13 protein-coding genes are annotated in these 13,512 nt (G+C 64.9%); 5 read left to right on the top strand and 8 right to left on the bottom strand.

Annotated elements, in window-relative coordinates:
- The first annotated feature begins 200 nt into the window (after positions 1-200).
- The gene (locus VN856_RS06080; RefSeq protein ID WP_325687144.1) at positions 201-782 is read left to right on the top strand and encodes a dihydrofolate reductase family protein; all 582 of its coding nucleotides are present in this window, start codon (positions 201-203) and stop codon (positions 780-782) included.
- Here VN856_RS06080 and VN856_RS06075 read toward each other — a convergent pair.
- A complete protein-coding gene (locus VN856_RS06075; protein WP_325687143.1) occupies positions 779-1,912 on the bottom strand; it encodes a dihydrodipicolinate reductase in 1,134 nt (377 codons plus the stop codon). The genes VN856_RS06080 and VN856_RS06075 overlap by 4 nt on opposite strands.
- 128 nt (positions 1,913-2,040) lie before the next feature.
- Here VN856_RS06075 and VN856_RS06070 point away from each other — a divergent pair, with 128 nt between their 5' ends.
- From VN856_RS06070 to VN856_RS06055, 4 genes are all read left to right on the top strand, one after another.
- Positions 2,041-2,865 (top strand): MarR family transcriptional regulator, encoded by an 825-nt coding sequence (locus tag VN856_RS06070; protein WP_325687156.1) that lies wholly within the window; start codon positions 2,041-2,043, stop codon positions 2,863-2,865.
- A gap of 5 nt (positions 2,866-2,870) precedes the next feature.
- Positions 2,871-3,593, top strand: a complete 723-nt coding sequence (locus VN856_RS06065; protein ID WP_325687141.1) for a pirin family protein — start codon at positions 2,871-2,873, stop codon at positions 3,591-3,593.
- Between the two features lie 27 nt (positions 3,594-3,620).
- Positions 3,621-5,006, top strand: a complete 1,386-nt coding sequence (locus VN856_RS06060) for a DUF3533 domain-containing protein (protein WP_325687140.1) — start codon at positions 3,621-3,623, stop codon at positions 5,004-5,006.
- Positions 5,007-5,129: 123 nt separating this feature from the next.
- A complete protein-coding gene (locus tag VN856_RS06055; protein WP_414686881.1) occupies positions 5,130-6,239 on the top strand; it encodes a phosphodiester glycosidase family protein in 1,110 nt (369 codons plus the stop codon).
- Here the strand turns inward: VN856_RS06055 and VN856_RS06050 are convergent.
- The 7 genes from VN856_RS06050 to VN856_RS06020 all read right to left on the bottom strand — a co-directional run.
- The gene (locus VN856_RS06050) at positions 6,232-6,978 is read right to left on the bottom strand and encodes a mammalian cell entry protein (RefSeq protein ID WP_325687138.1); all 747 of its coding nucleotides are present in this window, start codon (positions 6,976-6,978) and stop codon (positions 6,232-6,234) included. The genes VN856_RS06055 and VN856_RS06050 overlap by 8 nt on opposite strands.
- A complete protein-coding gene (locus VN856_RS06045) occupies positions 6,945-7,550 on the bottom strand; it encodes a mammalian cell entry protein (RefSeq protein ID WP_325687136.1) in 606 nt (201 codons plus the stop codon). Before VN856_RS06045 ends, VN856_RS06050 begins: the two co-directional genes overlap by 34 nt.
- Positions 7,547-8,563, bottom strand: a complete 1,017-nt coding sequence (locus tag VN856_RS06040) for an RDD family protein (protein WP_325687134.1) — start codon at positions 8,561-8,563, stop codon at positions 7,547-7,549. The genes VN856_RS06045 and VN856_RS06040 overlap by 4 nt, the downstream gene beginning before the upstream one ends.
- A complete protein-coding gene (locus tag VN856_RS06035; protein ID WP_325687132.1) occupies positions 8,560-9,330 on the bottom strand; it encodes a hypothetical protein in 771 nt (256 codons plus the stop codon). The genes VN856_RS06040 and VN856_RS06035 overlap by 4 nt, the downstream gene beginning before the upstream one ends.
- Positions 9,300-10,865, bottom strand: a complete 1,566-nt coding sequence (locus VN856_RS06030; protein ID WP_325687130.1) for an MCE family protein — start codon at positions 10,863-10,865, stop codon at positions 9,300-9,302. The genes VN856_RS06035 and VN856_RS06030 overlap by 31 nt, the downstream gene beginning before the upstream one ends.
- Positions 10,859-12,028 carry a virulence factor Mce family protein gene (locus VN856_RS06025; protein ID WP_325687128.1) on the bottom strand — a complete coding sequence of 390 codons (1,170 nt, stop codon included), beginning with the start codon at positions 12,026-12,028 and terminating at the stop codon, positions 10,859-10,861. Before VN856_RS06025 ends, VN856_RS06030 begins: the two co-directional genes overlap by 7 nt.
- Positions 12,028-13,512, bottom strand: a 1,485-nt coding sequence (locus VN856_RS06020) for a virulence factor Mce family protein (RefSeq protein ID WP_325687127.1), incomplete at its 5' end; no start/stop codon positions are given. The genes VN856_RS06020 and VN856_RS06025, both read right to left, overlap by 1 nt.

The raw sequence follows: 13,512 nt of genomic DNA, 5'->3' as shown, positions 1-13,512 counted from the left end.
GGACGTACGGGCCGACGGGGTGTCTCGGGTGGTCGCCTTTCTCGACACCGGGCTATTCGCGAAATTCGGCCTGCCGCAACGCCTCTAGCCGCTGGCCGGAAGGCACCGGTCGGATTCCGAGATCTCAACGCCGATGAGTTTAGCCGCGGTTTTCAGTCTGTACTTCCGACACGACATCAACGGCACTCGAGGAGATCATCGTGACCGCTACCTACACCTTCGACGTCTTTTCCAGCCTCGACGGCTTCGGCAGCGTCAGCGGCGGCGACTGGGGCGGCTATTGGGGCAAGCAAGGCCCCGAATTGCTCGGTCGCCGGCTCGCCCTGTACGGCGAGAAGCAGCGAATGGTGCTAGGCGCCAACACATATCGGTTGTTTGCGCAAATGCTGGCCGCGAGCACCGAGGAGTCCGAGGTGCGCGACCCATGGGTCACCCGGATGGTGAATCTGCCGGCGACAATCGTGTCGTCCACCCTGGACGGGCATCTCGATTGGCCCGACGCGACGGTCGAGAGCGGCGACGCCGTCGACGTCGTCACCCGGCTCAAGGAAGAGTCCGAGGTGCCGTTGCGCTCGCACGGCAGCCTGGCGATGAACCGGGCGCTGATGGCCGCCGGCCTCGTCGACAGCGTCCAGGTGACGCTCTTCCCCGTGATCACCGGAAAGAACGGTGATGCCCCGATCTTCCAGGGTGCAGCCGATTTCGACCTCGAGCTGATCGAGAGCCGGACGCTCGACGGCCATATCCAAGAGCTCACCTACCGGCCCACCCTGCACCCCTAGAACAGCCGGCTGTCCGGTGGCGGCCCGGTCACCGGCCGGACCAGCCCGACGCCGGTGACCAGCGGCAGATCCAGCGCCGACAGCAGCCCTGGCTGGGCCTGGCAGACGGCCGGGATCGCGTTGACCATTCGGGATGCCCCGGCCATCCGGGCGCCCAGGTCATGGTCGTGGTCGTCGGCCATCTCGAACTCGCAACGCATGCTCGGCGAGCCCTCGATCTCGACGCGGTAGAGACCGCGGCCGGATGCGGGGCCGTAGCCGAGGTCGCGCGGCGGTATCGAGATGTGCGGCTGCGGCCAATCGGGTGCAAGGTCGTCGCGCATGCGGGTGACGTGGTCGATGACGAAAGTTGGCTTGCCGTCGACGTATCCGGTCAGCGTGGACCGCATCGCACCGACCGTCCCGGCGGCGATATGCCCGGTCGGCGTGTCGAACGACTCCTCGGCGACCACCCGCTCGACGTTCTCCTCCAGGTTGTCGATCTTGACGCCCAGCCCCGCGGCGAGCTGATGCACGACCGGCCCCCAGCCGAAGGTGAACATTCCCGGCGCCGCGGCGAATGCGGTGAACTCCGGCGGCTTGCCGAAGCCCAGTATCTCGTAGACGGCGTCTTTGTCCGGGTAGGTCGCATAGTTGAACATCTCGGTCACCCGCACCGACTCAATGACCCGCGATACTCCGGTAAGCGCAAGCGGCAGAACATCGTTGGCGAATCCGGAGTCGATACCGGTGGTGAAGAACGATGCGCCACCGGCGGCCGCGGCCTCGCGCAGCGGTGCGGTGAACCCCGCGTCGACGCCGTCGGGGTATACCAGGGGGACCACCGAGCACGACACCACGTTCTTGCCCGCGCGCAGGATCGACACCATGTCGTCGATCGCCTCGGCGGGCCGCAGGTTGGCCGCCGCCGCGTAGACCACCACGTCGGCATCACCGGACAGCAGGCCCGCGGGATCCTGGGTTGCCGTCACACCGACGGAATCCACTCCGCACAACTCCCCCGCATCACGACCGGCCTTGGCGTCGCTGTGGACGACGAGATCGACCAGCTCCAGTTGCGGGTGGTCGATCACTCCCCGCAGGGCGATCAGCCCCATCGAACCCGGACCCCAGACGCCCACCCTGTACATCAGCTTCTCCTAATATTAGGAACTCATAAAGTACATTTAGGACGGATGGTAGGAAGGTCGCCATGGATTCGTCAACAGCGCCGCCGAGCGCGATCGGGGTGGTCAAGTCGCCGCCGACCGGTCGCGTGATGGATGTGCTTGCGTCGCTGTCGGATTCACCGGGTGGCCGGACGTCGGCCGAGTTGGCCAAAAGCTGCGGGATCAGTACCTCGACCTGTGCGCTGGTGCTCGCCGAACTCGAGCGCCGCAATTGGGTGACCCGACGAGACGATCGCCGCTACACGCTGGGCAGCGGATTGTTCGGGCTGGTGCACGGCCTGAGAGCGCAGTTCCCGCTGCTCGACCGCGGCCGCGAGACGCTCAGCTTTCTGCACACCACGCTGGGCGCGGGCTGCTCGATGTCGAAGATCGGCCAGCGGCATCTCACCACGATCGACGCCGTGGGCCACGGCACCGACGGTGAGCATGCGGTCGGCCAGCGCTTTCCGATCGGACCGCCGTTCGGCCTGGTCGCGATGGCCTGGCGAGACGAGGACGTGATCGACGGGTGGCTGCGGCGGGTGACGCCGCGGCTGACTGACGCCGACATCGACGGTCATCGGCTGGTGCTGGCCGAGATCCGCGACCGCGGCTACGGGGCATGGCGGTTCGATGCCGCCCATAGCTCACTGCACGACCGGCTCACCGCGGTGCTCGCGTCGTTGGAGCCCACCGCGCAGGTGACGCGAGAGCTCAGCGCCCTGATGACGATCGTGACGCTGCAATCGGTGACGAGTGTGCTTGAAAGCGAGCTGGCATCAACCGAATTCGTTGTGTTGCCGATCTTCGGGCAGGACGGCCAGCCGGAGTATCAGATCGAGATTCACCTGGGCGGCCAGGGCGAGCTGGCCCTTGCCGACCTCGACGCCACCCTGGTGCACGCCCAGGCGTTGCTGAGCCCAGGGGTAGCCTGACCCAGGTGTCCGCCACTGTTGAGATACGGCGTGCCGACCACCGGGCAGTCACCACGACGTCGTGGCTGCAGTCGCGGCATTCGTTTTCCTTCGGCGATCACTACGACCCGGCCAACACCCACCACGGTGTGCTGCTGGTCAGCAACGACGACATCGTGCGGCCCGCCGCCGGCTTTGATACCCACCCGCACCGCGACATGGAAATCGTGACCTGGGTGCTGGATGGCTCGTTGGCGCATCGCGATTCCGCCGGCAACAGCGGCGTCATCTATCCCGGTCTCGCGCAACGGATGTCGGCCGGGTCCGGCATCACGCACTCGGAAAAGAATGCATCCGATACCGAGCCGGTGCGCTTCGTGCAGATGTGGGTGCCGCCCGATGAGTCCGGAATCGAGCCCAGCTACCAGCAGCAGGCGGTCGACGACAGTCAACTCGAGGGTCGCCTGATGATCATCGCCTCGGGGATACCGGGCCACGACGCCGCGATCACCATCCACAACCGATCGGCGGCGTTGCATGCCGCTCGGCTGCCCGCCGGTGCTGAGCTCACCCTGCCGGCCGCGCCGTATCTGCACCTGTATGTCGCCCGGGGGCGGGTGGACTTCGACGAGGCCGTGCTCGTCGATGGTGACGCGGCCCGGATCACCGCGTCGCCCGGGGAAACAGTCACCGCCGGCGAGGACGCTGAATTGCTCGTCTGGGAGATGCACGCGGCGCTCGGCGACTAGGGTTGGCGCGGACGAAGAGGAGCCGGAATGTCTGAACCGCAAGCCCGTCACGCAGCATCCGACGTCGCTCACGGCGATGACGACTCCGCAGCCGTTTACCCCTACAGCGCCGCTGGCCCGAAAATAACTGGAACAGTGCGCTTTTGGGGAATACCAATACTGGTGGCGCTCGCGGTGTTGTCGGCACTGGCCGCCTTCTATTTCGGTGGAATCCTGCAGCCGATGACAAACTTGCGGCATTTCCCGATCGCCATCCTCAACGAGGACGCTGGGCCCACAGGCGCACAGGTCGTCAAGGGAATGCAGGCGGGCTTCGACAACGATGCCTACGACGTCCGGGTGCTGAACCATGACCAGGCCAAGACGCAGCTGGACAACGCCGAGATTTACGGCCTCGCATTGATACCGCCGAACTTTTCGTCCAAGCTCCAGGCCTACGCGAAAAGCGCGCTGACACCGGGACGCGTCGAACGGGCGGTCATCATCGTCTCGACGAACCCGCGTGCGGGCACGTTGGGTGCCAGTATCGCCGGCCAAACCCTTCAGCGTGCGGTTGCGATGATGGATCAGCGTGTGGGCCAACGGCTTTCACAAGAGGTGGCGCAGCAGACCGGCAGAAGTCCCGAGCCCGGCGCGGTCGCGTTGATGCTGGCCAATCCGATCGAAGTCAAGTCGACGGTGCACAATGTGCTTCCGGATGGCACCGGTAGTGGCCTATCCGACTTCTACTATTCGTTGCTGCTACTGCTCGCCGGCTTCATCGGCAGCGTCGTGGTGAGCAGGCTGGTGGACTCGATGCTGGGCTTTGTACCGGCCGAAGTCGGCCCGATCTATCGGTTCGCCGAGCAGGTCAAGATCTCGCGGTTTCGCACGCTGCTGATCAAGTGGGCGATGATCGCGGTATTGGCCGTGCTGACGGCGGCCGCCTATCTGCTGATCGCCGAGAACATGGGCATGCCGGTTCAGAACGGCTTAGCACTATGGCTTTTCAGCGCGTTCGCAATTTTGGCGGTGGGGGTGACCTCCACATCGCTGATCGCCGCACTGGGCGCAATCGGCGTGCTGCTCAGCCTATTCGTGTTCATCATTCTCGGGTTGCCCTCGGCGGGTGCGACGGTGCCGCTGCAGGCCACCCCTGCGCTCTTCGAGGGCCTGGCGAAGTTCGAGCCGATGCACCAAGTGTTCTTGGGCGCAAGGGCTTTGCTCTATCTTGACGGCCGCGCCGACGCAGGTCTGTCGCAGTCGGTGGAACTGATCGCGGGCGGCCTGGTGATCGGTGTGCTGCTGGGCGTCATCGTGACCCGTATCTACGACCGGCGCGGCTACCACCGCTTCTCGACGGCGACGGTCGGCGATACGCCTGATGGCGTCGTCAACCCATCGGAGATCGAGGTCGACTACCCCGATCGGTAGGCCGCAGAGCGGTCGCAAACGCCCAGCGGCGGAACGTCATTGGACTGCCGCCGAACCGTCACTCCGCTGTTATGCACGTTGCTGTGTAATACCTGAGGTTAATGCAGTGCTCATTGCAATGACATGTGCGCCGAAGGGGCAACCGTGCCATATCTCGCTGCCGCCTTCCGGCGTATCGCAGCCTGCTGTGCGGGCAGCGCCCTGTGCCTGACGCTGGCAACCAGCACCGGCCAACCGGTCGCTCGCGCCGAAGCCCGCGAACTGCTGGCCAGTGCCATCGCGAACACCCAAGGCTCATATCTGGTCTACAACTTCGGCGGCGGCCATCCGGCACCCATGCTCAACGCCACCGGTAACTGGTACGACGGCAGCAGCGGCGGCCACCTGATGATCATCAAGGCCGCCTCGCAACGGCTTGAACCGCACCTGCTGGTGGACAGCCATCAGGGGCGTCAATCTCGCTGCGAACGCAATCCGCAGGCGCGCACCAGCGATGGACTGATGCAGGCGTCGGAAACCTATACGGCTGTGCAAGCGTGGCAGGCGCTTGGTCAGCCGACGATCGCGATCAACGCGAACTTCTTCGACATCCGCGGCCAGAAAGGGGGCTCGTGGCGCTCAACGGGATGCAGTTCACCACTGGGCGCCTACGTCGACAACACCCACGGGCAGGGCCGGGCCAATCAGGCGGTCACCGGCACCATTCCTTACGCCGGCAAACAGGGCCTGTCCGGCGGAAACGAGAATTGGAGCGCGTTGGCCACCATGATCCTGCCCAACCGCGGCGCGCCATCGGTGCTATGGCCCAGGGGCGGTCGGGACGGGCATGACTACGACGCCGCCACGCCTGTCGTCACCGGATTGGTCGACCGGGGCGAGCGATTCGTCGCGGTGAGCGGCCTGGGGCTGCTGTCACCCGGAAACACCGGCCAGCTCAACGACGGTGGTCCGAGCGCGGCCCGCACCGCGTTGGCCTATTCCAAGCCGCGCGACGAGATGTACGTGTTCCAGGGCGGCAGCTATACGCCGGACAATATTCAGGACCTGTTCCGCGGGCTGGGCAGCGACAACGCGGTGCTGCTCGACGGGGGCACATCGTCGGCCATCGTGTTGCGCCGCGACACCGGCGGCATGTGGGCCGGCGCCGGTGTGCCCAAAGGCAATTGCGATAACTACGAGGTGTTGTGCGACGCGCACGAGCGCTCGCTGCCGGGCTGGCTCGCGTTCAATTGAATTTGGGAGTCAGGTCCAGTGAGGTGATCGTCGTCATCTTGGTGACCAGCCAGCGCGCGTGATCGCGTTGCAGCTCGAGTCGATAGGACAGGTACTTCAACGAGGGAACATCTTTGGTGGTCGGACTGGTCGAGGCCGTGTTGGTGTAAACGATCGCGGTGGCGTCCGAGCCGGTCAACGATTCCACTGCAGCCCCGACGACCTGGGTGGTGTTGGTGATCTGGGCCTGCTTGTTGGGCGCGACGAGCGCGTCGATGTATTTACGATAGGCAGCCTCGAAGTCACCGCTGAGATATTGCGATGCCCGATCGGCCAGCTTGTCGATGTTCTGCGGCGTGTAGGTCCACAACGTCGTAATCGCGTTGGCGGCGGTACGTGCGACTCGCAGCTTGGTCGCCACCGTCGCGCGGTCGATCAAGTAGGGCCGCATGGTCGCGCCGGCAAATGCCGCCGACCCGACGAACAGCGCCGCGGCCACAGCCGCCGCGATCGCCGACCACTTGCTGACCGGTCGCCATTGCTTTACGCCGACGACCGCCTCATCGGCTGCCTGAGCGTCGGCCGCCTCGTCACTTTCGGTTGCGGCGCCCGCGTTCTCGTCGTCGCCGTCCGACGCCTCTGGATCGACGTGCGCAGCTGCGGCTTCTGCGGCGTCGGTCTCGAGGGCCGCCGAGCCTGCCGACGCGCTATCGGGCGACTCTTCGGTCAGATCACCTGTTGCAGGCTGCTGATCTTCCACTTGTTGCCTTCCCGCTGAGCGGTGACCACCCAACGATTTGTGTTATCGATTTTTTGCTTGCCGTCGGGGGATTTCATCGAAACATCGGTCGCCACCATGACATTGGCGCTACCGTCGTCGTTCCACCGTTCCACTCCGGCGGCCAGAGCAGTGCCCTTGGTCGGCTCGGCCTGGGCGATCTGGACCAGGATTTCGTTGTGCTTGTCGTGATATTGCTTGGCGAAGTCGCCCGTTGCATTTGCTAATACGTGGTCGTAGTAGTCGTTGGCATGAAATGGATCCAGCGTGGTGAAGCCGGTCATGAACGCCTTGACGAAACCGAGCACGTCGACTTCTTGCATGGTATCCCGGTGATGCGACCGCTGGTCGACGAGGACGATCGACGACGTCGCGATGGCTGCCGCCGTAAGCACTGTCGCTCCGGCCACCGCTGAGGGCACGGCCCATTTCCGCGACGGCTTCCACCACTGCGCCGGCACCGTGGGTCGCCACGGCAGTTTCGACCACAGTGTCGCTTTCGGCACCTTCAGCAGCGGCTCTTCGCCGGGCTGGATTCGCCTGCGCGGGCTCACTTTTGCCCCTTGGGTGGAGTCGGCGCCTTGGGTGGAGTCGGTGCCTTTGCCGGCGCCGGTTTGGGTTTCGTCACGACGTCGAGGTTGTCGACAAGCCAGCGTCCGTCCTTACCTTTCACGAGCGAAACCCGAACGGTGGCGGTGATGAATCGTTCGTTGTCGCCGCCGCGATGGCCCTGCATGAACAGCAGCATGTTCGCGCTGTCCCGTGTTGCGGACAGCACGGCACTGTCGGTCACCCAGTATTCGTTGATCACCGGATGACCCTTTTGCACCGACTCCTGCTGCTTGACCAACTCCGGCCGATATTTGTCTGTGGTCAGAGATTGGGCCCGCTCGAAGTCCTGTTTCAGTGATTTCGGGTCGTACGTGAGCATCTCTGCGACGATCTTGGGCCCCTGTGCGTTGACCGCGGTGCGGGTTTGGTCGGCTGCCCGCCCGGGCAGATAGATCCCGAAGACGCCCACCCCGGCGGCGCCGACACAGAGCAGCACGGCAACCCCGGCTGCGATCGCGGCGTGCCGCCGGATGTCTGCCGGACGCTGATCGGATGCGACACAGTGCACTTCGGTCCGCAGCAGCATGTCGGCGAAGGTCCGCTTGCGTGGATCCCACAACGGCCACAGCCATCCGACGCACACCGACAGGGTGTCCAGCAGATGGGCGAGTTCCCTCGACATCAGCCGGCCGACTCCGACGGCGGCCCCGTCCGGCCGCGCGACCTCGAGCCCGAGCAGCGCCCGGCCCAGGCTCCAACCGAGGATCGCCGGCAGTATCGCCCGGTTGGCCATCGTCGCCAGAGCCGCGACAATGAGGACCGATATCGACACCCACCACCACAAGCTCTGCGGCGGCGATGCCAACCAGACCAGTGCTGTCGTCGCCACAACGGCGACACCCGGTAAGACGTCGACAGCGAAAGCGGCGGCACGAATGTGCCAGTCCGCCAACTCATTCGGCGCTGATTCGTCAACTGCCGGTGCCGCGTCGGTCTCCTCGACCAGCACCGTCACCTCGCTACCTGGTCGAGCTTGGAGATTCGATACTTGCCCTCGTCTTGCACCATCGTCACCCGCAAGCGGTAGCCCGCCTCCTGGTTCTGCGATTCGACGTTGGAGACCCGCACGCGCAGGGGTACCAGAATCTCGATGGACCCGTCGGCGTTGTTGCGCTCCACCGCCGCGCGCAAATCCGATACCTGGACGTGGGCGTTGGCGGCTTGATAGGCCTCGACAAGCAGCCCGCTGTACAAGATCGCCTGTGAGCGGAATGCTCCGGCGCCGCATTCGATGATTTTCTGTGCGCTGGAGGCCATCGCCCCAATGTCGGGCGCCTGGGTGGCTCCGACGCAGTCCTTCGCTGCCTCCACGGCTGCCGCATCATGTTGCGCGGTGGTGCGGGCGTCATGGTGCGAGCGCAGCGCGAGGTAGCCCCCGGCCCCGACACCACCGGCGAGCAGGACCAAGGCGGCCGCGATTCCGACGAACCATCTGCGTCCCAGCCGCGACGGGGGACCCGCGTCGTCCGTTGTCTCATTGTCCGCCGATTCCGTCAGGTCTTCGGCGTCTGACTCGGTGCTCTGGTCATCGGCTGCGTCCCCGGATTCTTGCGAATCGTCAGCAGCGTCTTCAGAGATGGCTTCGTCGGCTGCCGCATCCGCAGTGCTGGTCTGGTCGGATCCGGGCTCGGATTCTGGCGAATCCTCGACCGTCACCGCGGCAAGCGACGAATCGTCCGTGTCGATCGGGGTCAGCCGGCTGGCGCCAGCATCTCCTTCCATCCGTCATCTCCTGTAGTGCGTGAGTTGTTGACGGAGTATTTAGAACCGTCGGGGCCCGTCACCTCGCCACTCATCGGACTATAGACGGCCGCTGGGGGCCCGCCCGGAGTGTAGATGCACGGGTTGGGTTGTTGACCGTTGCACTGGACCGAACCCGAGCCGGGCCGCTGCAACGGATCACTTTTCGGCGGCGGCGTCTGCCCTCCAGGCGGCAGCCGATCGGCTGGCAGCGGGTTCAACCCGTTGTTGACCGACGGTGCAGGTATCACAAAGCCCGGTTTCACCGCCTGGTTGCAGCGGCCCCCGGGGGCCGGGCAGTTCAGGATCTGGTTGGGGTCGCCGTACCACGGGTTGGTGCCCAGCGGCTCATACGGCTTACCGCTCCGGCAGTCTTGCGGTGTCGGCGCGCGCTTACCTGGGACGTCCACGCACGGCATGTTTCGTGCGCCGCGCACTACGTTGGCCTGAAAGTCCTGAGGGATCCGGCAGTAGTTGTTGTCGCGCAGCGGCGCAATGCTGGTATCCGACGGCGATCGCCACTCCGGAGCGGGGCGGAACCCGGTTAGACAGGGCGCCGGATAGTTGATCGCCAACGTGAGGTCCAGCGCAGCCATACGATCTTTTTCGTAAGGAGCGGAGATCGCCTGCACGATCGATCCGAGCTGGGGCAGCATCACCAATGTCTGCTCAAGACCGGGGTGGTAGCGCTTGAGCATGTCGATAACGATCTCGAGGTTCGCCAGCGTTTGCGGCAGCGACTCACGCACACCGCTGAACACCGAGTTGAGCTGATCGGCGGTCGGAGCCGCTTGCGTCAGGATGCTTTTCACGTGCGAGTCCTGCTGGGCAGTCTGCGCGCCCAAGATGTTGAGGTTGTGTGCCCACCGATCGATCGCGTTGCTTGAGACCGCCTGGCTGTCCAAGATCGGCGCGGAGTTCTGGATGATGTCGTCGACCTGGTTGATGTTGGTCTTGAAGTCGCCGACGATCGCCTGGGTGGAGTCGACCAGGCGCTGCAACGCCGGACCCAGGCCACCGACCGCTTCCGCGGTTTCGTCCAGCAGCTGGCCGATCTTCTCCTTCGGCAACACCGTCAACCCCCGATTGGCGGTGTCCAGCGCCGGACCGATTTCACTCGGAACCGTGCCTTTGGTCATCGTCTGCCCAGGCGAGAAGAACCCGTGCGCCTTGCCCTCCGACACCAGGTCCAAATACTGCTCACCGACCGCCGACACCGAGTGCACGTTCGCGACCGAATCAAGCGGGATCTTGTACTGGCTGGAGATGCTCATCGTCGCCTCGGCCCCCTTCTCGGTGGGCTCGACGGAGGTGACCTTGCCGATCGTGATGCCGCGATAGGTCACGTTGGCCGTCGGGTATAGCCCGCCGGACGCCGGTAGCTCGGCCCTCAGGTCGTACTGCCCGATGCCCGCTAGGGAAGGAAGGCGCAGGTAGTACACGCCCAGCACCAGCAGGGCCACCGCGGTCAAGATGCCGAAGATGACCAGCTGCCGCCTGATGAAACGTGTCAGCATTGCCGGTCCGCCCTCTCAACCAATGGTCCGCCCGGCGCGTCATTCGGGTTCGGTGTGAATCGAACGTCGGGGATCATCGTCGCGGGATCCCGACCGTACGACTGCTCCAAGGCCCGCAGTGCACCCGAGAACCCGGTCCCGGTGAGCCACGCATTGTCGACCGCCGACAGCGTCGTGTCGACCTCGAGGGAGGAGTTCATGAAGTCACCGCGGATCAGCTTCGGTGCGGTGTCGAGGTCGAACGGAGCCGTGAAGATCAACTTCAATGCACCGAGCAAGTCAGGTGCCGCCTTGCCCAGTTCCCGCAACGGGCATTGCAGCGATAGCAGGTTCTGGTGCAGCGGTGCCCGAGCCTCACCCAGATATTGGGCCGTAGCTTGGCTGAGCGCGCCCACCGACTCGACCGCGTCGATCAGATGCTTCTGATACTCAGGACCCGACAAGAACTTGATCAGCGGCGGGAATTCGGTCAGCGCGCGATCCAGCACATCCGACCGGTTTGCGACGATGGCCAATAACCGGTTGGTGGAGTCGATGGCGTGGGTGATGTCGTCGCGCTGCTCATTGAGCTGCCGGGTGAAGGTGTCCAGTTTGCCGAGGAACGCCCGGATCTGTGGGCCCCGTCCGGTCAGGATCTTGCTGACCTCGTTCTGCAGGACTTCGAGGTTGGGGAGGCCGCCGCCGCGCACGACCATTGCCAGGCTGGCCAGCGTCTGCTCGGTACTCGGATAGGCCGACGAGTTCTTCAGCGGGATGGTGTCGCCGTTCTTGAGCATCTGCGACGACGGGTCGGCCGGCGCGGCCAGCTCGATGTGCTGCGAACCCAGCAGGCTGGTCTGGCCGATCTTGGCGGTGGCGTTCTTCGGCAGCTTGACGGTCTTGTCCAAAGCCAGGGTGAGGGTGGCCACCCAGTTTTTCAGCTCGATCTTGCGGATGGAGCCGACGAAGACATCGGCCACCATGACCTTGCTGTTGCCGTTGATGGCCAGGGTGTCGGGCATCTGCACGTACACGGTGTAGCCGGCGCCTCCGCCGCCCGGGCCGCCCGGCAGCGCGACGTTCGAAATGCCGCGCCAGCCACAGGAACTCAACACCATTGCGGCCACCAAAAGCACCAGACACTGCCAGATCCGGTTGCGGACTTTACTGATCGTCACGCGCATCACTGACCACCTCCTGGTGCTTCAGCGGGTAACGGGGGTCCGGGCGGTGCCTGTACCGCCAGCGGCGACGGTCCGGGTGCCGGCGTCGGTGCCACCGGACCGGGAATCACGCCGGGTGCCGGTGGCGGCGGCGGGATCGGGGCCGGATTGCCCGGCAATCCGATATACGGCGCGGGCCCGAGAGGCTGCTCGTCGTAAGCATTCTGGTATCCCGGCGGTGTCTGCAGGTTCGACTGCACCGGCGCGATGTCCGGCCCGCCCATCAGTTCGCTGAGCGATTCAGGGGTCAACAGGCCCGCGGTGATCGGCCCGACCTTGACACCCTGCATGCCGGGTGCGGTGATCCAGCCGTGTTGGGTGTTGCGGTGCGACGTCGGGGTGTCGGGCACCCAGATACCCGGGACAGTGGTGTCCTTGTATCCATTCGGCGGGTGTAGCCGGTTCTCGGAGTAGGCCACTTCCTTGGGCAGCGTTGCGGCCAGGCTGAACGGGTTGAGGCCAAATGGCAGGTAGTTGAACTTGATCGAGTCGAGAATCGGCGCCAGGTACTGCGCACAGAGCTCGGCCGATTCCTGATAGCCCAGCCGGCTGCCGGCCTGAATGGCACTGCAGAGGAATTCCATCGGGTTCGCGAAACCCATCGTGCCGACCGTGCCCGCCGGCTGCCCGACGACGGCGCTGTGCGCCGGATGGTAAATCAAATTGAGGTTGGAGAAGGCGGTCGGCCCGACGTGCAGGACGTTCTCCAAGCTGTTCACCGTGTCGGGCTGGACCAGAGTGTTGGTCGTGTCGGCGAGATTGTTGATGTCGTGCGTCAGAACCTCGGCGTTCTTGTCCAGGAACGGCCGCACCGTGGTCAGCAGCCCGTCGAACTGTTGCACCGCGTTGGCCAGGTCGCGATCGGTGCCGGTCAGGCTGTTGGTGAACTGCGCCAGGTTCTTGTTCAGCGCCACGAACTTCTGGTCGTCGGCGTGCAGTGCGTTGACAAACAGCGCGAGGCTGCGCACCACTGCGAAGAAGTCACCCCGGCCCTGGTTCAGCGCGGTCAGCGCCCGTGACAGGTCGTTGAACGTGGTGTTGATCTGCTTGCCCTTGCCGGCCAGTCCGTCGGCGAAGGATTCGATGACGTCCCCGAACGGTCCCTTGGGTTGCTGCTTGGTCGGCCCGAGTTTGGAGATCACGTTGGTGATGGTGTTGCGCAGCTCGTCCCACTCGGTGGGCACCTGGGTGCGCTCTTCCGGGATCACCGCGTTGTCGGCCAGCACCGGCCCGCCCTTGTACGGCGGTTCCAGCTGGAGCAGCCGCGACGCCACCAACGTCGGGTTGAGGATCACCGCCTGCGCATCGGCGGGCACCTTGTACTTGTTGGAATAGTGGAAGGTGACTTTCATCTTGTCGCCGGCCGGTTCGATCTTGTCGATCGCGCCCACCTTGACGCCCATGATCTCGACCCTGTCCCCGTTGTACAGGGCGTTGGCGACCGG

Origin of the sequence: Mycobacterium sp. (assembly GCF_035603715.1) — a bacterium.
GTDB lineage: Bacteria > Actinomycetota > Actinomycetes > Mycobacteriales > Mycobacteriaceae > Mycobacterium.
The sequence above is the reverse complement of the archived record's forward strand: the minus strand, read 5'-3'. Positions and strand labels throughout refer to the sequence as shown.

Bases quoted from the DNA above. Each gene is read 5' to 3' on its own strand.
- VN856_RS06075 (WP_325687143.1), bottom strand. From the start codon at position 1,912: ATGTACAGGGTGGGCGTCTGGGGTCCGGGTTCGATGGGGCTGATCGCC.
- VN856_RS06070 (WP_325687156.1), top strand. From the start codon at position 2,041: ATGGATGTGCTTGCGTCGCTGTCGGATTCACCGGGTGGCCGGACGTCG.
- VN856_RS06060 (WP_325687140.1), top strand. From the start codon at position 3,621: ATGTCTGAACCGCAAGCCCGTCACGCAGCATCCGACGTCGCTCACGGC.
- VN856_RS06055 (WP_414686881.1), top strand. From the start codon at position 5,130: ATGTGCGCCGAAGGGGCAACCGTGCCATATCTCGCTGCCGCCTTCCGG.
- VN856_RS06035 (WP_325687132.1), bottom strand. From the start codon at position 9,330: ATGGAAGGAGATGCTGGCGCCAGCCGGCTGACCCCGATCGACACGGAC.
- VN856_RS06030 (WP_325687130.1), bottom strand. From the start codon at position 10,865: ATGCTGACACGTTTCATCAGGCGGCAGCTGGTCATCTTCGGCATCTTG.
- VN856_RS06025 (WP_325687128.1), bottom strand. From the start codon at position 12,028: ATGCGCGTGACGATCAGTAAAGTCCGCAACCGGATCTGGCAGTGTCTG.